General features: G+C 58.4%; 19 protein-coding genes and 2 pseudogenes. 15 read left to right on the top strand and 6 right to left on the bottom strand.

Annotated features, from left to right (window positions below):
• Positions 1-60: 60 nt before the first annotated feature.
• The 3 genes from HHL26_RS23185 to HHL26_RS23175 form a co-directional block, all read right to left on the bottom strand.
• Positions 61-1,185: a replication initiator protein A gene (locus HHL26_RS23185; protein WP_240962574.1), complete on the bottom strand. Its 1,125-nt coding sequence runs from the start codon at positions 1,183-1,185 to the stop codon at positions 61-63.
• Between the two features lie 77 nt (positions 1,186-1,262).
• Positions 1,263-2,336, bottom strand: a complete 1,074-nt coding sequence (locus tag HHL26_RS23180) for a ParB/RepB/Spo0J family partition protein (protein WP_169576853.1) — start codon at positions 2,334-2,336, stop codon at positions 1,263-1,265.
• Positions 2,333-3,529 carry an AAA family ATPase gene (locus HHL26_RS23175; protein ID WP_169576852.1) on the bottom strand — a complete coding sequence of 399 codons (1,197 nt, stop codon included), beginning with the start codon at positions 3,527-3,529 and terminating at the stop codon, positions 2,333-2,335. Before HHL26_RS23175 ends, HHL26_RS23180 begins: the two co-directional genes overlap by 4 nt.
• 473 nt (positions 3,530-4,002) lie before the next feature.
• Between HHL26_RS23175 and HHL26_RS23170 the strand changes: the two genes are divergently transcribed.
• The 12 genes and pseudogenes from HHL26_RS23170 (at position 4,003) to HHL26_RS23120 (ending at position 10,870) form a co-directional block, all read left to right on the top strand.
• Positions 4,003-4,269, top strand: a complete 267-nt coding sequence (locus tag HHL26_RS23170; RefSeq protein ID WP_169576851.1) for a type II toxin-antitoxin system Phd/YefM family antitoxin — start codon at positions 4,003-4,005, stop codon at positions 4,267-4,269.
• The gene (locus tag HHL26_RS23165) at positions 4,244-4,663 is read left to right on the top strand and encodes a type II toxin-antitoxin system PemK/MazF family toxin (RefSeq protein WP_169576850.1); all 420 of its coding nucleotides are present in this window, start codon (positions 4,244-4,246) and stop codon (positions 4,661-4,663) included. The genes HHL26_RS23170 and HHL26_RS23165 overlap by 26 nt, the downstream gene beginning before the upstream one ends.
• A 442-nt stretch (positions 4,664-5,105) precedes the next feature.
• Positions 5,106-5,435, top strand: a complete 330-nt coding sequence (locus HHL26_RS23160; protein ID WP_169576849.1) for a single-stranded DNA-binding protein — start codon at positions 5,106-5,108, stop codon at positions 5,433-5,435.
• Positions 5,436-5,583: 148 nt separating this feature from the next.
• The gene (locus HHL26_RS23155; RefSeq protein WP_169576848.1) at positions 5,584-5,739 is read left to right on the top strand and encodes a hypothetical protein; all 156 of its coding nucleotides are present in this window, start codon (positions 5,584-5,586) and stop codon (positions 5,737-5,739) included.
• Positions 5,736-5,819: pseudogene (locus tag HHL26_RS24655) on the top strand (ParA family protein); the annotation flags it as partial. The gene HHL26_RS23155 and the pseudogene HHL26_RS24655, both read left to right, overlap by 4 nt.
• A 7-nt stretch (positions 5,820-5,826) precedes the next feature.
• The gene (locus HHL26_RS23150) at positions 5,827-6,471 is read left to right on the top strand and encodes a ParA family protein (protein ID WP_346765628.1); all 645 of its coding nucleotides are present in this window, start codon (positions 5,827-5,829) and stop codon (positions 6,469-6,471) included.
• On the top strand, positions 6,471-7,349 hold the full coding sequence (locus tag HHL26_RS23145) for a ParB/RepB/Spo0J family partition protein (RefSeq protein WP_169576847.1): 879 nt from the start codon (positions 6,471-6,473) through the stop codon (positions 7,347-7,349). The genes HHL26_RS23150 and HHL26_RS23145 overlap by 1 nt, the downstream gene beginning before the upstream one ends.
• A gap of 178 nt (positions 7,350-7,527) precedes the next feature.
• Positions 7,528-8,079: a hypothetical protein gene (locus HHL26_RS23140; protein WP_346765627.1), complete on the top strand. Its 552-nt coding sequence runs from the start codon at positions 7,528-7,530 to the stop codon at positions 8,077-8,079.
• A complete protein-coding gene (locus tag HHL26_RS23135) occupies positions 8,079-9,173 on the top strand; it encodes a relaxase/mobilization nuclease domain-containing protein (RefSeq protein ID WP_169576846.1) in 1,095 nt (364 codons plus the stop codon). Before HHL26_RS23140 ends, HHL26_RS23135 begins: the two co-directional genes overlap by 1 nt.
• A 66-nt stretch (positions 9,174-9,239) precedes the next feature.
• Positions 9,240-9,413 carry a DUF6771 family protein gene (locus tag HHL26_RS23130; protein WP_346765626.1) on the top strand — a complete coding sequence of 58 codons (174 nt, stop codon included), beginning with the start codon at positions 9,240-9,242 and terminating at the stop codon, positions 9,411-9,413.
• A 92-nt stretch (positions 9,414-9,505) separates the two neighbouring features.
• Positions 9,506-10,264, top strand: coding sequence for an XRE family transcriptional regulator (locus HHL26_RS23125; protein ID WP_169576845.1), 759 nt, complete (start codon positions 9,506-9,508; stop codon positions 10,262-10,264).
• Positions 10,265-10,870: an RES family NAD+ phosphorylase gene (locus tag HHL26_RS23120; protein ID WP_206377600.1), complete on the top strand. Its 606-nt coding sequence runs from the start codon at positions 10,265-10,267 to the stop codon at positions 10,868-10,870.
• Positions 10,871-11,164: 294 nt separating this feature from the next.
• Here HHL26_RS23120 and HHL26_RS23115 read toward each other — a convergent pair whose 3' ends face one another.
• Positions 11,165-11,866, bottom strand: coding sequence for a response regulator transcription factor (locus HHL26_RS23115; protein ID WP_169576844.1), 702 nt, complete (start codon positions 11,864-11,866; stop codon positions 11,165-11,167).
• A 418-nt stretch (positions 11,867-12,284) separates the two neighbouring features.
• On the bottom strand, positions 12,285-13,109 hold the full coding sequence (locus HHL26_RS23110; RefSeq protein WP_240962575.1) for an alpha/beta hydrolase: 825 nt from the start codon (positions 13,107-13,109) through the stop codon (positions 12,285-12,287).
• A 529-nt stretch (positions 13,110-13,638) separates the two neighbouring features.
• Here HHL26_RS23110 and HHL26_RS23105 point away from each other — a divergent pair.
• The 3 genes from HHL26_RS23105 to HHL26_RS23095 all read left to right on the top strand — a co-directional run bounded on the left by HHL26_RS23105 (position 13,639) and on the right by HHL26_RS23095 (position 16,523).
• On the top strand, positions 13,639-14,694 hold the full coding sequence (locus HHL26_RS23105; protein WP_240962573.1) for a type IV toxin-antitoxin system AbiEi family antitoxin: 1,056 nt from the start codon (positions 13,639-13,641) through the stop codon (positions 14,692-14,694).
• Positions 14,695-14,869: 175 nt separating this feature from the next.
• On the top strand, positions 14,870-15,481 hold the full coding sequence (locus tag HHL26_RS23100; RefSeq protein ID WP_169576841.1) for a DUF6088 family protein: 612 nt from the start codon (positions 14,870-14,872) through the stop codon (positions 15,479-15,481).
• Complete coding sequence (locus HHL26_RS23095) at positions 15,474-16,523, top strand: nucleotidyl transferase AbiEii/AbiGii toxin family protein (protein WP_169576840.1); 1,050 nt, start codon at positions 15,474-15,476, stop codon at positions 16,521-16,523. The genes HHL26_RS23100 and HHL26_RS23095 overlap by 8 nt, the downstream gene beginning before the upstream one ends.
• Positions 16,524-16,757: 234 nt before the next feature.
• Here the strand turns inward: HHL26_RS23095 and HHL26_RS23090 are convergent.
• Positions 16,758-16,877 (bottom strand): annotated as a pseudogene (locus HHL26_RS23090) (HU family DNA-binding protein); the annotation flags it as partial.
• Between the last annotated feature and the right edge of the window lie 125 nt (positions 16,878-17,002).

Genomic DNA, 17,002 nt, shown 5'->3' with positions numbered 1-17,002 from the left:
TTAGCATCAATCTCGATACGGGCGGGGGAGGGTGGACGGACTCCTCCGGTGTAGCTCTCGTCAGCTTGCCGATCGCTGCTTGGAGCAAAATGTTGCGAATATCTGCGTGATATTTTGAGCATCGAAAGCGATTTTGCGCGACTTTAGAAAGCTGCGGAACTCGTCGGCCACCGCTGAATGATCACGTTGCGGGCTAGGAAGGTTTGCGCGGGCGATCACTCCAAAGGCGTCAAATGCGATGGAGCCTTGTACAGGGAAGCTGATCGGATCTTCACCAGCTACATCCGCTGTGTTTTTCGGCTTCGTATCTGTTGTAGATGGTGCCGTTGGGGAGGGGGTGGCGTCCTTACTGTCGGCATCACGCTTGGTCATCCGAAGCATTGGCTCGGCATCGTCGCGCTGGATCAGTTCCAGCGAATATCCAGGCAAGCCATTTTCCCGGATAATCTTCGCCATTTCGAATTTAAAGCGCCGGTAATCGCCTTCAGCACCTGACTTTTCGTACAGCGTTGGCATCGAGATCGAGAATCCGTCCGAACCAGCGCCTCCAGCATGCTTACGAGCGACACGATAGAGCCAACGTTCACGTCCACCCGTTAGCGAGAAATAAGCTGGATCGATGGCGAGAACGCCGCCTTCCATGAGGACGCCATCGTAAAACCACTTCGCAAGCGTAATCCGCATGCCACGAACTTGGCCGTTACGGTCTTTGAGTTGGCTGTGGCTGTCGATCCAGGAAAATGTCGTTTCCACTGCGTCGCCGGATCGGATGTTCGTTTTGACAGTGGTTGATTGCAGGCGATCAAGGGCGTTACCGAGCAATTCATATGCCCGTCCGCCGACGTCACGCTTCAGCGTAGATAGCATGTCATATGGAACGACATGTAGCGTTTGAGGAATGTCGTTTTTCCCTTGCCGCTTATACTCGATTAGGACCGATGCGCAGTAAATCAGAATGTCGAGATCGTAGATGGTGGCGAGGCCATATTCCGAGTTGGCACTGACATGGACGGTCACCTTGCGATCGGGACTGATATAGTCGATTGGCTTCAGGCGCTTACGTTTTGACAGAGAAAAGAACGGTCTCTCCATTGTCTCACGCTGATCGCGCAAGGGCAGGGCAGTGAGTTGCGGGAGAAACAGGTCAACCTGGCTGTCGTCGCGGGCATCCTTTTTCAAAGCCATAGCCATTCCTGGAGATCAGCGAGTAAAACATGTTTTACTCGTAATTAAATCATTGTTTTTGAACGATAAAATATGAATTATCGCTTGCTGAATTTCGCTGACTCGATCACCGGACGTAGAGCTGTGAGAATCTCCTCCACATCGATCGAACGCTTAGGATTGATGTTGATGGTGATTCCCTTAGCCTTTGTGTCAGAGACAATCAGACCGATCTCATCGCCTCCCGCAGAATTCACGGCTGCCTTCGGGCGTCGCGCGGGCTTTTCCTCCTTTTTGGAACTGGCAGCGGCTAGGCGCTGATAGACCTGAGGGCCATCAATGGGCTCTTGGCCCGATGCACGACGCTCAGCCTGCTCCTTTGCGAGCTCGCGCGCTACGTCCAAAATTGCTTCTCGAAAGTCCGCCTGTTTGAGGAGCGGTGAAAGTTTCATCCCGTGACGAACCTTTAGGTCCGACGGATCTGCAAATGCTTGCACCACCTCATTTGGAAGCTCTGCGAGTTGTAGCAGATTGTGCAGGTTTTGCTTTCCGATTGCCAGGCGGTCGGCCATGTGACTGCGAACGCCATTATAATAGGCGTCGATGGCATGGAGATAATTACGAGCTCGCTCCAGATCGGTGACGTCCTCGCGTTCGCGGTTTTCGATGTCCGCCAGGCGAAATGCGCCTTCATCATCAAGCGTTTCGATACGCGCGATGAGGTCAAGTTCCGCATGGTTATTTTCGCGGAGCCATGAGACCGAGTAATGACGTCGGGTGCCTACGATCAGTTCGTAAGGCTTCTCGGCATCCGGCGTCCTACGGACGACGACCGGTTCCCGGTTGCCATTCTCTTCCTTGATGGAGTCGATCAAGGAGGCGCAGCGCTCGTAGGTGAGATTGGCGTATTCGCGGGCATTGCCCGGCCACACGCTGCATTCGTCGGGTCGGAGCCGGATAGTTAGACGCTTTACCGTTCGACCAATCTCTTCAATCGCGACGCCTCGGCGTTCGAGAAAGGAAGGGGGGGACGGTTCTCGCCGACGCGGCTCTGACTGCGCTTCCTCAGACTGCGCTACTTTTGCCTCGGGATCGGGGATCGCCGGCGACGTTCCGAGGCTGTCGATCGCGTTCGTCAGAAGACTGCGACGGCGTCCTGCTCCGCTGCTCATGCCGCCTCCGTCAACCGATCAGTGCCAAGCTGCGTAAGGCGCGAGGGCCACTGCTTGCAAATATCCTTTTCGAGTTCGCGGAAGACCGAGTTCAAATTGTCGCGACACCGGGTATAGGTTTGGTGCGATCCGTACGGCTTGTTGATCTCATAAATTGACGACATGGCAATGCCGGCGTTTTTAATCTCTTCCGACAGGAGGATAGGCGTGGAAAGCATCTGACCTGCATAGGTCTTTTCCATCACCTGAAGCATTTGTGCTTCGTTTGTGCGGTTCGGCTGAAACATAGTGCAAACCACTCGGATGAAGCCGTAGTCGATCGTGGCGTCGAATTTCGACACCAGGCTCATGGCCTCGCGGCAGGTTTGCATGAAATGGATGGTCGAAAGGTAATCGAGCTGACGGGCAGGAACGGGAATCAGCAGACCGTCTGCAGCGCTCAACGTGTTGACGCCCAGAAAACCCATTGCTGGGGGAGGATCTAGGATAATGACATCATAATCCTGACGAACTTCTTCAAGACCGATGCGCAGCATGCGAAATGCGCCGGCGATCGCTTGAGGACCTTCCTCGATCGTTGCCGTTAATTCCCATTCAGTGTCCTGCAAGCCCAGGTTTGCAGGGCAGATGTCAATGTTGGGCCAAGCGGTAGACCGGATTGTTTTCCGAAATGAGTCGGCCTCGTCGATACGCGGAGACAGGAAATTGGAGAGGGTGTGGGTTTCATCCACGAGCTCCTCCAGATCCACATCGAACATGACGCTCATCGAAGCCTGAGGATCGCAGTCAACGACGAGAACGCGATACCCACGCAGTGCCAGGTAATCGGCCAGATGCTTGGAGGTGGTCGATTTACTGACGCCGCCCTTAAAGTTCTGAACTGCAACGACCACCGCGCGCTCGTCGGGAAGCTTACCCATTTTGATCCCGAGAGCATCGCGAATGGCGATCAGGTCTTCGACCGTGTAGAAGCGCCGGCCGTTGTTGGAGGTTTTTGGGGCGGGGAGGCGGCCTCGAGCCTCGGCCTTGGCGAGTGCCTCAGGGGTCCGACCAAGAAAGTCAGCAGCGACCGTAGCGCCCATGGTTATATTCAGAGTTTTTCGGTCGGAGGGATCGATAGCGGCACGACGCAGAACGCTTTTGGCGTTCTCGCAAGAGCTGATCATAGTATCAAGTATCTGGCCCGACAACATGGGCAGTCCCCCTCGCTGGCATTTCGATGGCGGACGGTTCGTCAAAAAAAGCCGAAATTCGCCTGCTATCCCGGATACATATGTCAAATGCCGGATGGTTAGTCAAATCCTGTCGGAAAATTGCTATTAGATCGGACAAGGCACATTTTTGGGCCACTGTCTGGGACGGGGCACAGCTTTGGGTGGGTTTTGCGGATACCTGCGTAGCTGATGACACAATCGCCGCCGACAATGTCGACCGCGCTTATCCTTCTCGGGCTTGAACGGAAGGGCTGCTCATTGTCGGTTTCTTCGCTAGAAATGCGAACGTTGGTAATGGGGCGAGCCAAGCTGGCAATGTTGCGGTGATCGTCGGTAAGGCAACCGGCAAACAGGCTGAGACTCGCTCGAGAGTTGATTCTCAACTTTCCGCGTGATACGTATATTCCGTAAAGTGCGGAATGTGCCGTTCCGGCTTGTGCTATGGAGGCCCTATGGAGCTGCCCTTGGATAAGGTGACGTCGAGTGAAGTCTCGAAGCGCTTTGGTTATTATTATGATGAGGCGATGACCCACCCCATTGCGGTTGAACGCAACGGTGCCGCGCGGGTGGTCATGATGTCCGCTGCGGAATATGAGCGGCTCGCTCGCCTGGATCACATCGCACTTGCGCCCGAAGAATTGAGCAACGATGCCCTGCGCGCCATCATAAACGCGGAGCCGACGTCCGAATCTTATGACAACAACAAGCTCCTGGACTAAGCCGCAACCCGGTCAAATCATCCGCTATGTCTATCTGTGGAGGTGGGAACATGAGGGCGGGCGCGAAGACGGCCGGAAGATTCGCCCCTGTCTGGTCGTCGCGACATATGAGCATCGGGGTTTCCTGCGCGTGATCACGGCGCCCCTGACCACGCGCGATTACACGCCGGAGAATTCCATAGTCATCCCGCAGCCAGTGATCGACAAGCTACGGCTGGATCCGCGCGCCCGAATAATCTGGAACGACCTTAATGAATTTACCTGGGTCGGCCCCGACGTACGCGCCGGCACGGATGGAAGCCCTCTCATCGGCCACTTGCCCGAGAAATTATGGCGGCTGGTGATCAACAAAATCATCGAACATCGGGTGCCACCAACTCGGCGCTCCAAGTGACGTATCTCATCTCCCAACGACGCCGACTATTCATTCTATCGGTCACAGCCAGATAGCTCGAAAAGTGACCGATACCTTTCTACGGGGTGGCGCCCCGAGCAAAGCAATTCTCGTCCTCTGAGACCCCATTCCACATTTTTGTATCACCGGTTGGGGGGAGGGGCTCCAGGTCTGGGTCGACTCTGCAAATCCTCGTTCTTTCCTTATGACAAGATGAAAAGCCTTTTCAACGGGTTAAGCCGGGTCAACCGCTGTTGCGCGACCAGAAAATTCCTGTTTCATGGAGTTGGGCTGCGGTGCTCCCTATGAGATCAAGAGAATAACCACCCGGGGGGTTACGGCTTCCACGTTGTGGACCCTCCGTTTTTTCTCTTGATCCCGTCAACCCCGCTGCCTCGTCACCCCCATCAGGAATTAGCCTGATCGAGTGGAGGTTAAGCCAGTGCAGAACATCGCTGAATTTCGCATCATCGGCCGCATCGGAAAGATTGCGGAGCTCGACAAGGTCACCAAGGTCTCTGTCGCCGCAAACTACAACCGCCAGGATAATGGCGAGTGGATCACCGACACCCACTGGAATGAGGTGACGCTCTTCGGTCGGCTGATCGAACGCGCCGCCAAGGCCGAGAAGGGTGACATGGTTCACATCGCGGGCCGGGTCCGCCAAAATTCCTACGACGCCCCCGATGGCAAGCGGTACACGGTCGAACTCATCGCAGACGGCTTTGCTATCCTGGCCAAGGCGAACGACGCCGAACTGGCCAGCAGCTAGAAAGCGTGGGGCCGCTTGGGAGCGGCCCCATCTGATCATGGCAATTGCCTTTAATCAGGCGGGCAGCGGTTCGACGGACCGCTGCCCGTCGTCTGCTTGGGTCAAGCGACCGCGAGCAGGGCCAATTGGGAAATGGTGGAGGTAGGATATGAGCGGCATTGCAGAAGCGGGCCTCATCTTCCTCGTCATCTTCGTGCTCGGATTTTTCGGGAAGCGTGATGGTGGGGCAGGGCGGCGCACCCCTAATGAGGATGAGGAGACCTGGTGGTTTGCCCGGCGCTCCTGGTGGGATGACCGGCGATGAAAACGATCGCCGTGAACATCGAGAAGGGCGGGGCGGGCAAGACCACCATCGCCTGCCATCTCGCCTGGCACCTTGCCGATGCCGGCCATCGTGTTCTGGTGCTCGACCTCGATCGGCAATGTAATGCCTCAACAGCGCTGCGCGATTTTTGCGCAGTTGGGATCGTGCAAACAGCTTTTCGAGAATGGCTTCCAGACGCCGGTCGGGGAGGGACGTGCGATCTACTCCAACCGCATGACCGGCGAGTATGATGCCGACTATGGGAAAGCCCTTGCCGCATTCCGCGCCAATTTCCCCGCGCTGTCGGAGGCTTATGATTATTGCGTCATCGATACGCCGCCCGCCTGGAGTTGGATCAACTTCGCTGCGCTGATGGTCTGCGATGATCTGATCGTGCCGGTGGAGCTGGGGCCGTTCGGGCCAGACTCCACCAAACAGCTTTCCAATTCGATCCAGACCGTCAATCAGAAGGGCCGACGTACCCCGATCCGGATTGCGGGGCTGGTCGCCAACCGGGTGAAGGCCAACGATCGTAATCAGCTCGCGATGCTGGATGAACTCAAAGCCAAGATCGGGCGCAATCTGTTTGCGACCCATCTTCCTGACCGGGCGCATTATAGTCAGGCGGTTCAGGCCGGGGTTCCGGTTTGGCGGTTCGACAAGGATGTTCGCGCCTCACTTCCCCCGATGCGTGCCTTTCTTGAAGAGGCAATGGAGAGGATCAAAAGCTGATGGACTTTGGCAACTTCGACATCTTCGCAGCTAAGGACGAGGTCGGGAGCCAGGAGAGGGTGATGTCGCTCGATCCTCAGCAAATCTATGCCGACCCCAACAATGTGCGCCGCGCGATTGACCAGGCGGAGATTGATGGTCTGGCCGAGACCATCGCGGCGCGCGGCCAGCTGCAACCGATCATTGTTGCACCGGCTGATGATGACGGTCGCCATATGATCCAGTTTGGAGAGCGCCGCTGGCGTGCCTGCCTTCAACTGGGTCGCCCGGTACGCGCGATCGTGCGGGAAGTGTCCGACCCCGATCAATTGCGCATGGATCAGTTCATAGAGAATGATCAGCGCGAAGAATTGTCGGTGCGCGACATGATCGCTTTTGTTGCCGATCAGGTGGCGGGCGGCAGAAGCATTGCTGATCTAGCCCGCGGCACTGGTCGCGATCGTGCACGCCTTTCCCGGCTGCACAGCCTGGCGTCAGCGCCGGATTTTATCGCGGCTCGCCTGGAAGATCTGCCCGTCCGCGGTGCGGTGGCCTTGATGAACGCGGCTGCTGATGATGAAGCAGGGGTGAGGCTGTTCCTGGATCGGGCGCCGGTCGGCTCACTGACGATCGCCGATTGCGAAGCCTTCGCTCGCCGCGACACGGCAGCGCGAATGCTCCCGGAAACGCAGGAGCGCGTTTCCCCGGCGCCCGTTCCGGCCGTACCCGACCCTGTGGCAAAGGCTCCGAGGCTAGCACAAGATGCACCGTCCGTTCGCCCGGATCGGAAGCAGAGTGAAGACGCGCGGTTCATCGACATCGACGGAAAGCGCGCTCGCTTGATCGAAGCGGTGGTGTGTTTTGAAGGTGAAGACCAGGCACGCACCATCCGATTTTAACCCAGCGCCCGAGCCTGCATTCTCTTCCGCGTTTTCTCACTCTCCCAGCTGACAGAAGGCCTGTGGTTTGCGCCACAGATTTGAACGCGATTTTGTGGAGGTTGATTGAGGGCAGGATAGGGGTTGTGGTGTTCGTTGTATTACAGTAGCTTAGTAGCACAGGAAGAGGATCGCCATTGTGACAACCTCCACTGACCCCAAAGCCAGCATGACAGTCCGCATCGATCGGGCGACGCTCGACGCGTTCGACGCACTTGCCCAGGGCAGGGGAGGGCGCAGTGCCCTCCTGCGGTCCTTGTTGGATCAAGCGATGTGCCAGGCTGGTGAGGCTCCCACTGTCGAGGCGCGCACGGAACGGGCGACCAATCGCATTTCCTTCCGCGTGACGGATACGGAGATGGCGGTGCTCAGCGTCCGTGCCGCCCAGCGTGGAACCGACAGGGCAGGGTGGGTGAAGGCGCTGATGCGCCGGCACCTCGGTCTCAAGGGTAATGTCGACGACGGGTTGCGGACAAGCCTTGGCCCGGTGCGGATGCAGTTGCAGCGGATCGGCCGCAATATCAACCAGGCTATGAAGGCGGGCAACGCAGCGATGATGGCCGACAACGGCCTGCAGCTTGAAAGTGAGCTGCGCACCATCGTCGAGATGCGGCAGGAAATCAGTGCGCAGGTGGCGGTGCTTGATGAAGCGCTGCGCAATGACCTCAGCTACTGGAAGGTGGCTGACTGATGCCCTTTGGCGAGCGCGAGGATGAACTGTGGGGCGTGCTGAAGCCGGTATTTCGTCCGCGCGTCTTCGGCGATCCGAACCTGGCTTATGCGAAGCATCTTTTCGATCAGACCGGTCCGTATCGGGCTGGCGGCGGCGCGGCTGCGACGCGGGCGGACGCTCGTGCGGTCCTGGCGCGGGTTGTCCGAAGGGCACCGGAGGTGCTGGTGAAGGTCACCGGACGCAAGAAGGGCGCCGAGCATCTGGGTGCTCATCTCGCCTATATCGGGCGGCACGGCGAGGTCGCTGTGGAGACGCGCGATGGCGAGGTGATTGCCGACAAGGGCGAGCTTCAGCAGATTGCGCAGGAATGGTCCGAGCCGCTCACCTGGCGGGAGCGGGCGACGGTGTCGGCGGTGGCGATGGTCTTTTCCATGCCGGAGGGCACCGATGCCGAGACAGTAAGGCAGGCGGCGCGGGAGACCGCCGATCGGATGGTTGGCGACGATCATGATTATCTGATGGCGCTGCACACCGACACGCCCCGGCCGCATGTGCATCTGACGGTGCAGGCCGAAGGGCTGGATGGTCGGCGCTTCGACCCGCGAAGGGAGGATCTCTTCAGATTTCGCGAAGTCTTTGCGGAGGCGCTGCGCAGCCGCGGTGTCGAATGCGAAGCGACGCCGCGTTGGACGCGGGGGCAGGGGAGGGCGGGGACCAGCATGGCTCTTGCCCAGATGCGTGAAAAGATCAGGCAGGGTGTGTCGCGGCAACCGACCGAGGCGGACATGCGACAGGCTCGCGAGGCCTTGGCCATTGCCACTGGAAAGGCGGTGTCGCCGGAATTTGTCGTGCGCGCGAAGGAGCGGTGGGTCACGACGAGGCAGAAGTACGAGCAGGCTGCGGAAAAGTTCGAGCGGTCTCAAGATTCGCGTGATCAGGCCCTCGCGAAAGAACTTCGGTCGTTCCTGAAAGATCGAACGACCATCGAGACTGTGCCGGACCGGGTGCTGAAGGATGCGTTGGAACGCGTACAGCGCGCCCGGGTGCAGAAGCGCGACAATTCGCCGGAGCGACAATCTTCCGGTCGCTCACCGCCTGATCGAAAGCGATAGCCGAACACGCGAGGGCAGGTGATTGCTGCGTTGCGCAGGAGGCCGTCAGCCATCATATGCGCCGCGATGGATGAGAATATGACCGCCGTGATTCTGCGCGTGCTTGAGCGCGCGCCGCAATGGTTGCGGCATGATCTGGAATCGAAGGACACCAGCGCGCGTCGTCGTGCGGAAGAAACTCTGGCGGCCATGATTGCCGACGCGCTTGCTAATCAGACCGGCACTTGCTCGCAGGGCTGAACCTGGATCGCTGTCGGACACGAGGAGACTGTCAGCTTGGAGCAAGTTATCCGAACTTGACGAACTTGACGAAATCGCTCATATTGTGACGTATGAAACAGACCATCACTTCCGACACCCAGGGCATGCCGGGACGCGGCAGGGGCAAGCGTTTTCCAATGCGTGATGCAAGCACGGGCAAATTTCTGACCGTAGCCGAGCAAAAGCACATGCCGGTGCCCAAGCATATCGGTCGCGCGCTCTCGTTGTCTGATGACTCGGTCGAGCTGGTGCTCGAGGCGTTGCAGGCTGCAACAACTAAGAGTCGTAGCGCCGGGACGGCGCTACAGTTCATTGTTGAGGTCAAGCCCAACGGCAAGCCGCGCATTGTCAATGCCTTGGCCGATACGAAACCAAGTGGGCCAGCTCCGTTAAGCGACCTTGAGATGGACGCTGAAGAAGAGGCGGAGCTCGGGCGCGCACTCGTCGACGCCCGTGAGCGTGGTAGCCACGTCGTCGCCGAAATCCTGGCGGGGGACGACATGTTGAGCGCTGATGCGTTTGCCGAACATCTCAAAACAACGCGCGCGACGGTCAATAGCTGGCGGCAAACCCATCAGGTTCTCGGCCTGCAGGGCGCCACGCGGGGATATCGCTATCCCGTGTGGCAGATCGGCGAAGACGGTCGGCCGTTCGCAGCATTGTCCAGATTGTTCGAGGTCTTCGAGGGCAGCGCATGGGCGGTTTATCGCTTCCTTGTTCAACCGCACAGTGAGTTGGACGGCATGACGGGTTGCGAAGCTCTGCGACGAGGCTGGGATGAGAGATCGGTCGGTGTTGCGCAAGGTATCTCCGAGGGCACGTTTGCCTGAATGATGCTGACGCCGCCTGCCGCCTTTTCGCGCGCCGATTTAGATATTGCGATTATTCCCGTAGGGTCGGCTTTTCGACGCATCTACTGGGCGCATCATCACGATCCCCTCGGCTTTGCTAAATCGGAAAGTCGATTCAGCGACCCACGGAGGCGGGTCGAAGCGAACCGGTTTGGCGTTCTGTATCTGGGCTCATCGTTGAAGGTTTGCTTTCTCGAAGCCGTGCTGCGCGACCGACGAGATGCTTTGGTCGACGAGCTTCCGCTCGATGAAGCCGAACTCATGGCTCGATCCGTTGCGGCGATCACGCCAAAACGCGACCTCCGCTTACTCGACCTGCGAGGGGATGGTCCTGTGCGCATGGGTATACCAAGCGAAGTTGTACGCGGAAAACGGCAATCCTTAGCGCGCAAATGGTCGCTTGCATTTCACGAGCATGGGGCTGGCATTGACGGTATCATCTACCCGTCGCGGCTCAATGGTGAACATAATGTCGCTGTTTATGATCGAGCTATAACCGCCCTTGCCAGCATGGGGACGGCCCCGTTGATGAAGGCGAGAGGTTTCGTAGACATCCTCGATGATTTTAAACTCGCGATCCGATAACGGATGACTGGTCCGAGAAGCAGCGCGACGACCAGAGAACGAAGCTGGCTCTTCCCGCGATCAGGCTGTAAGCGTCTCCCATGTCTCTGATAGATACCTACCTCGCCAACGCTCGGGCTCAGCGTGACCTTGCCGCCAAGACGCCCCTCCCTAATCGCAAGGCGATGCACGAGCGTTCAGCTGAAACGTGGGAAGACATGGCGCGTGGCGCAAGCGACACAGCAGCCCGGGCCGCCATAAATCTGGCAGCGAAGATGGCTACCGTTAGCTAAAAATCCCGTCGTCCACGAGGCGCTATGCGGCCTCAGCCTGTACATCCATCTCGGGATCGCGCAGCACATAGCCACGGCCCCAAACCGTCTCGATATAATTGTCGCCGCCGCACGCCAGCGCCAGCTTCTTGCGCAGCTTGCAGATGAAGACATCGATGATCTTGAGTTCGGGCTCGTCCATGCCGCCATAGAGGTGGTTCAGGAACATGTCCTTCGTCAGGGTCGTGCCCTTGCGGAGCGCAAGCAGCTCCAGCATCGCATATTCCTTGCCGGTCAGATGGACGCGGTTTCCGCCCACTTCCACGATCTTGGCGTCCAGATTCACCGCCAGCTTGCCGGCTCGGATGACCGACTGCGAATGGCCCTTCGAGCGACGCACCACGGCGTGGATGCGGGCGACCAGTTCGTCGCGATGGAACGGCTTGGTGACATAGTCGTCGGCGCCAAAGCCGAAACTAAGGACCTTGCTGTCCATCTCCGCAATGCCGGACAGGATCAGCACCGGCGTCTGCACCTTCGCCGCGCGGAGCTTCTTGAGCACGTCATAGCCGTGCATGTCCGGCAGGTTCAGGTCCAGGCAGATGATGTCGTAGTCATAGAGCTTGCCGAGGTCGAGACCCTCTTCGCCAAGGTCGGTCGTGTAGACGTTGAACCCCTCGATCGTGAGCATAAGCTCGATGGCCTTGGCGGTCGACGGCTCGTCTTCGATCAGCAGCAAGCGCATCCGATTACCTTTTACAACGCAGGATTAGCAATCGGATGATAAAGAAGAATGGTTAAGAAAAGATTTACAACTCATCGATGGGGCATGACCTACCTTGTCGGAGCTCTATGATTTCGATGGTCCAACGGCCGTGGTCGCAAGAGCAGCCCGGAATTTTTCATCAGCACACCAGCGACCTCCGGCTTCCATGTCGCTTGTGACTGGTAGCTTTTCTTGCCGCCGCCATTCTTGTGCTGGACAAGCTCTGCGCAGAAAAACCGCAAATGAAATGGCAGGCGTGTCACTTTAGCGAGTCAGAAAAAGTGACATTATTTGATGGGTGATGAAGCGCCGCCGTGTCCGACGGCGCCCGCTAAAATCAGCCGTTCAGCTGATCTTTGCTTTTGGCAACGAAACATGACTGCGCATGGAGCCGCGATCAATTAACGCCTGTGACCCGCTGCGCAAAGTTTACCGTGTCGGTGACAATGCTTGCGCGGTAACGAAACGGACGGGCCATTGCTGTCACCATGCCGGTATGACCGATGCCGGGATAGCGCTTGATCTGGACCGCGACGCCGCCAGCTCGCAGCTTTGCGGCGAGGGCCTCGCTGTTGCGCGCACGCACGGTTACATCTGAACCGCCGATCAGAAGAAGCGTAGGAGGATCACCTGCGCCTGCCCAGCGTACAGGCTGCGTGTCGGCAGGCGTGGGCCATGCGCCGAAGGCCGCCTTACTTGCAGGAACGTCGAATGGCGCAAAATCATAAGGGCCGGCGATCCCGACCAACCCCTTGATCGCGTTTCTATCCGTGCCGAGCCAGCGGTCGTCGACCGCCAGCATTGCAGCAATGTAGGCGCCCGCCGAATGACCGCTGACCACAATATTGGTCGGTTCGCCGCCATGGTCCCTTCCGTGAGCAACAATCCATCGAACGACGCTGGCGCCATCCTTCACAAAGTCGGGATAGAGATTGGCTGGACCGATCCGATAATCAGGGATGATGACCAGAAAACCCTGTGCAGCCAATGCTCGGCCAACAAAGGCGTAGCCATTTCGCGTGCCACTGGCCCAGGAGCCACCATAGAAGAACAGGATGATCGGCAGCCTCGCGTCCGCTGCAGCGTGACGCGGCGCATATATGTCCAGCTTTTGCCGTGTTCCCTCGCCATAGGAAATGTCGCTCGCCACTTTGACGCCGCCGTCATCCTTGGGAACCAGCATGTCGAATGTCAGCAGAGGCGAGCACGCCGCGCCGATCATGGCGGTCACAAGAGTTGCTCCTGCCGTTACCCATCTGAATCGCCGGTTCATTGCCCCTCCACCCAAGGCGAATGATCATGCGCGGCCCAGCGCGAAAACGCCATCGGGGCGAATGCGACAGAACTTCTTTGTGAATCGGGTCCTTTGATCGTCAAACACGGTCAGCCAGGCAGCGAATTTCGGGAATACCAAGGTAAGATGTAAAAGGGTGAAGCTGGGCCGAGAGGCTCGCCTTTGGGTCGCACGACTCCTATAGCGCTTTTTTGCGACGAACCGAACAAGATTAACTTTCGTTCAGGCAATTTTCCGACGAGTGGATGGAACTTAATCGGCTTTCGGGAGTGCGGTCTACTCCTCGTATAACGCTGACGCTGCCCCTGCCTCCACATCGCGCGGCCCAGCCTCGGGCGTCATCTTTGAATTTCACTAAAATCATAGTTTCAGCATTTCGTTGAAATCGCTATTTTAGTGAAACATTGCCATTTTTCACCAGAATGACGTATTCAACGCGTCGATGAAACCGCATAATATGGTGAACGCAGCGCGTGAAGCTGCCCGTAGCCTCGAACTGTTCTTGGCGAATTTCCCCAATGTTGAGATTGAGGAAATCCTGCGCGACGATCCAAGCAATAGAGACAAAGGCATCGACATACGTGTCGAAGGCCGCTTTGCAGATAGGCCACTCCATCTCGCGGTGGACGTGAAAAGCAGCGGCCAGCCGAGGATCGTAAGAGATGCGGCCCGTCAACTGCGTACCTACCTTCAGGACGCGCATATCGATGCCATACCGATCGTCATGGCGCCCTACTTGTCGCCTCAAGCCCGTGACGTTTGCAAGGATGAGCGGGTTGGATATCTCGATTTCATGGGTAATGCGCTGATTGCATTCGATACCGTGTATATCGAGCGCGAAGTTCCAGGGCGTCCAGAAGCGGAGCGGCGGGTGCTGCGGTCGCTCTACCAGCCCAAATCGGCGCGCATCTTGCGTCGATTGCTGGCGGAACCTGGCCGGAGTTGGCGAACGGTGGAACTTGCTGAGGCCGCCCAGGTGAGCGTCGGCCTAGTCAGTAATGTCAGCTCTGTGCTGCGGGAAAGAGGATGGGCCGACCAGACCAATGCCGGCCTGCGTCTGAGCGCGCCTGGGGATCTCCTCGACTGCTGGGCGGAAAATTACCGGCCGCCCCAGGGCGAGGAATTCCGGCGCTATACAACCCTCCACGGCAGTAGCCTCGCCGAGCGTCTGCGAGGTCTCGACGCGCTCGACGGCAAAGTAGCGCTCGCCTCATTCTCCGCGGCTGAATGGCAGTCTCCATTTGCCCGTCATCCCAATCATTACTTCTACGCCGATGAGGCGGGCCTGGCCGCGCTGGATCAACTTCTCGCAACGACGCAGGCGCCAAAGGGTGCGAATGTCATCATCGTCGTCCCAGAAGAAGAAGGGGTTCTGGATGATGCCATACCGGTGGGCGAAGGACGGATTGCAACCAGTCCTGTGCAAACCTACCTTGATTTGATGCAAGGTGGGGATCGCGGGCAAGAAGCCGCTGCCCATCTTCGGCAAAAGCTCCTAGACCGGGCTCCATGAATCAGGAACCGCAAAGCTACAAGATCAGCCAGTTGGTCCACCGCTTTCTTTTGAACCGCAAAGGGGACGTGATCAGTCATATCTGATAGAACTGTACAGAAAATCAATGAATTTTTCCGAATATGAGGTCATGGCTTGTTAGAAAAAACCATGCTATTATCTAACAGACGGGAGCATGGATATGTCTGCAGTGGCTGATCGGATCATGAAGCGTGTGCGTGGCAAGGGCCGTGGCTGGGTGTTTACGCCCAAGCAGTTCGTCGACTTCGGCACACGCGGCTCGGTCGATATGGCGCTGTCGCGTCTGGCCCATGCCGGCGACATCCGCCGGATCGGCCGCGGTCTCTACGACTATCCCCGCCAGCATGACAAGCTTGGTGCTCTGAGCCCGGATCCCGACCAGGTTGCCCAGGCGCTCTCCGCACAGAGCGGTGATGCACTCGCGCCTTCAGGGGCGGCGGCAGCCAATAGCCTTGGCCTCTCGACGCAGGTGCCCGCGCGGGCGAGCTACGCCACCAGCGGCCGCACCCGCACCGCCAGGGCGGGCGGCCGCAGCGTCACCTTGAGACACAGCCGTGCGCCAGTGCTTGACGGGCCGGAATCTGTGAATGCGATCGTCCAGGCACTTGCGCATCTAGGAAAGGGTAATATCGACGCGGACGCAATCGACCGCTTTGCCGCGAGGCTCGACGATGCCGGAACGCGCGCACTCGTCGCGGCCCGCCCGGCCATGCCGGGCTGGATGGGCGACATTGTCCTGAAGATCCAGGCTGCGCGCCATGGATGAGTTCGCCCGCCGTCCCGCCGCGGATCGCCGCGCCTATATTGAGGAAGCGGCAGCCCGCCGGGACCTCACGCCGATCATCATTGAGAAGGACTTCTGGGTTTGCTGGACCCTGCGGCGCCTAATTCGTGCTGTGGATCTTGCGGGCCATATGACCTTCAAGGGTGGTACGTCGCTCTCCAAGGCGTATGATATCATCCAGCGGTTCTCGGAGGATATCGACCTCACCATCAGCCGGTCGGCGCCGCTCCTGGACACAGTGGCGTCGCCGATGGAGGCGGGGATCAGCGGCAAGGAGCGCGAGCGGCGGACCAAGGATCTGAAGGCGGCTGCCCAAGCCTATGTCGGGACGATCGCTATGCCGGTGCTCGCGCGTGAGATCGAAGCCGCGCTTGGCACGAGCGAAGGCTGGGATTTGTCGCTCGACCCTGACGACAAGGACCAGCAGACTGTCCTCTTCGTCTATCCGCGCAGTTCGGGCTACGGCTTTGCCTATGGTCAGAATTACGGGGGCGGCGACGGAGGCGGTTATATCACGCCGCGCATCAAGCTCGAATTTGGCGCGCGCGGCGATACCGAGCCCTTCGCCATGCGCCCCATCATTCCCTATCTGGCCGAGGACTTTCCCGACGAGTTACTGGATTCCGCAACCGACGTGCCGACGCTGGCGGTTGAGCGCACCTTCTGGGAGAAGGTCACGATCCTTCATGCGCTCCATCATAATGCCAAGCTGCGCGATGGGCTTTCGCGCCATTATTATGACGTGCTGATGCTCGACGGGGCTGGCCTCACGGCTAAGGCTCTGGCGCGGCCGGAACTCCTCGAGCAAGTTGTCCACAACAAGAGCCTTATGTTCGCCGACAAGTCCGCGTCATACGAGACCGCCTTCCTGGGATCACTGCGACTATCGCCCACCGAGGAAATGATGGAGCGGCTCGCCCAAGACTACGCGGCGATGGGCGAGATGTTCATGATTGCGCCGCCGTCCTTTGATGCGCTGATCAAAGGTATGGCGCGTATCGAGGAGGCGATCAACGCTCCGTGAACCGGCGAGGTCAAGGAACACTCGTTGCCAGTTACTTAGCCACTCTCACTTCGTGGCCACTGCATGAACTACGAACAACTCCAACCAGTTCACTTTCTACTGACATAATTCGCGAACTGCCAACATCGACATTCGGCCAGCATGAATGGCAGGCGTGTCACTTTAGCGGGCCAGAAAAAGTGACATTTTTGATGGATGATGGAGCGCCGTCGCGTCCGACGGCGCTCACCAAAATCAGCCGTTCAACTGATCTCTGACCGCCTTAGCAGGCGTGAAGGTCAGCTTCTTCGAAGCCGCGATTTGAATGGTTTCCCCATTGGCCGGATTGCGGCCTTCACGAGCCGGGCTGTCTTGTCGGGTAGGAGCGACCCGTTACCGGACCGCTCCCCCCTTAGAACTGCACGTGCAAGTTTCCCTGCATGCAGCTCAAGCCTCCACGAAGCCCTGTGTGACCAGAGCCACCAGTCCCCTCGATCAAG

It is taken from the genome of Sphingobium sp. TB-6, assembly GCF_012927365.1.
Taxonomy (GTDB): domain Bacteria; phylum Pseudomonadota; class Alphaproteobacteria; order Sphingomonadales; family Sphingomonadaceae; genus Sphingobium.
The sequence above is the reverse complement of the archived record's forward strand: the minus strand, read 5'-3'. Positions and strand labels throughout refer to the sequence as shown.

Coding starts and splice junctions, on each gene's coding strand:
- HHL26_RS23185 (WP_240962574.1), bottom strand. CDS start 1,185: ATGGCTTTGAAAAAGGATGCCCGCGACGACAGCCAGGTTGACCTGTTT.
- HHL26_RS23180 (WP_169576853.1), bottom strand. CDS start 2,336: ATGAGCAGCGGAGCAGGACGCCGTCGCAGTCTTCTGACGAACGCGATC.
- HHL26_RS23175 (WP_169576852.1), bottom strand. CDS start 3,529: ATGTTGTCGGGCCAGATACTTGATACTATGATCAGCTCTTGCGAGAAC.
- HHL26_RS23170 (WP_169576851.1), top strand. CDS start 4,003: ATGGAGCTGCCCTTGGATAAGGTGACGTCGAGTGAAGTCTCGAAGCGC.
- HHL26_RS23165 (WP_169576850.1), top strand. CDS start 4,244: ATGACAACAACAAGCTCCTGGACTAAGCCGCAACCCGGTCAAATCATC.
- HHL26_RS23155 (WP_169576848.1), top strand. CDS start 5,584: ATGAGCGGCATTGCAGAAGCGGGCCTCATCTTCCTCGTCATCTTCGTG.
- HHL26_RS23145 (WP_169576847.1), top strand. CDS start 6,471: ATGGACTTTGGCAACTTCGACATCTTCGCAGCTAAGGACGAGGTCGGG.
- HHL26_RS23135 (WP_169576846.1), top strand. CDS start 8,079: ATGCCCTTTGGCGAGCGCGAGGATGAACTGTGGGGCGTGCTGAAGCCG.
- HHL26_RS23130 (WP_346765626.1), top strand. CDS start 9,240: ATGGATGAGAATATGACCGCCGTGATTCTGCGCGTGCTTGAGCGCGCG.
- HHL26_RS23125 (WP_169576845.1), top strand. CDS start 9,506: ATGAAACAGACCATCACTTCCGACACCCAGGGCATGCCGGGACGCGGC.
- HHL26_RS23120 (WP_206377600.1), top strand. CDS start 10,265: ATGATGCTGACGCCGCCTGCCGCCTTTTCGCGCGCCGATTTAGATATT.
- HHL26_RS23115 (WP_169576844.1), bottom strand. CDS start 11,866: ATGCGCTTGCTGCTGATCGAAGACGAGCCGTCGACCGCCAAGGCCATC.
- HHL26_RS23110 (WP_240962575.1), bottom strand. CDS start 13,109: ATGATCGGCGCGGCGTGCTCGCCTCTGCTGACATTCGACATGCTGGTT.
- HHL26_RS23105 (WP_240962573.1), top strand. CDS start 13,639: ATGGTGAACGCAGCGCGTGAAGCTGCCCGTAGCCTCGAACTGTTCTTG.
- HHL26_RS23100 (WP_169576841.1), top strand. CDS start 14,870: ATGGATATGTCTGCAGTGGCTGATCGGATCATGAAGCGTGTGCGTGGC.
- HHL26_RS23095 (WP_169576840.1), top strand. CDS start 15,474: ATGGATGAGTTCGCCCGCCGTCCCGCCGCGGATCGCCGCGCCTATATT.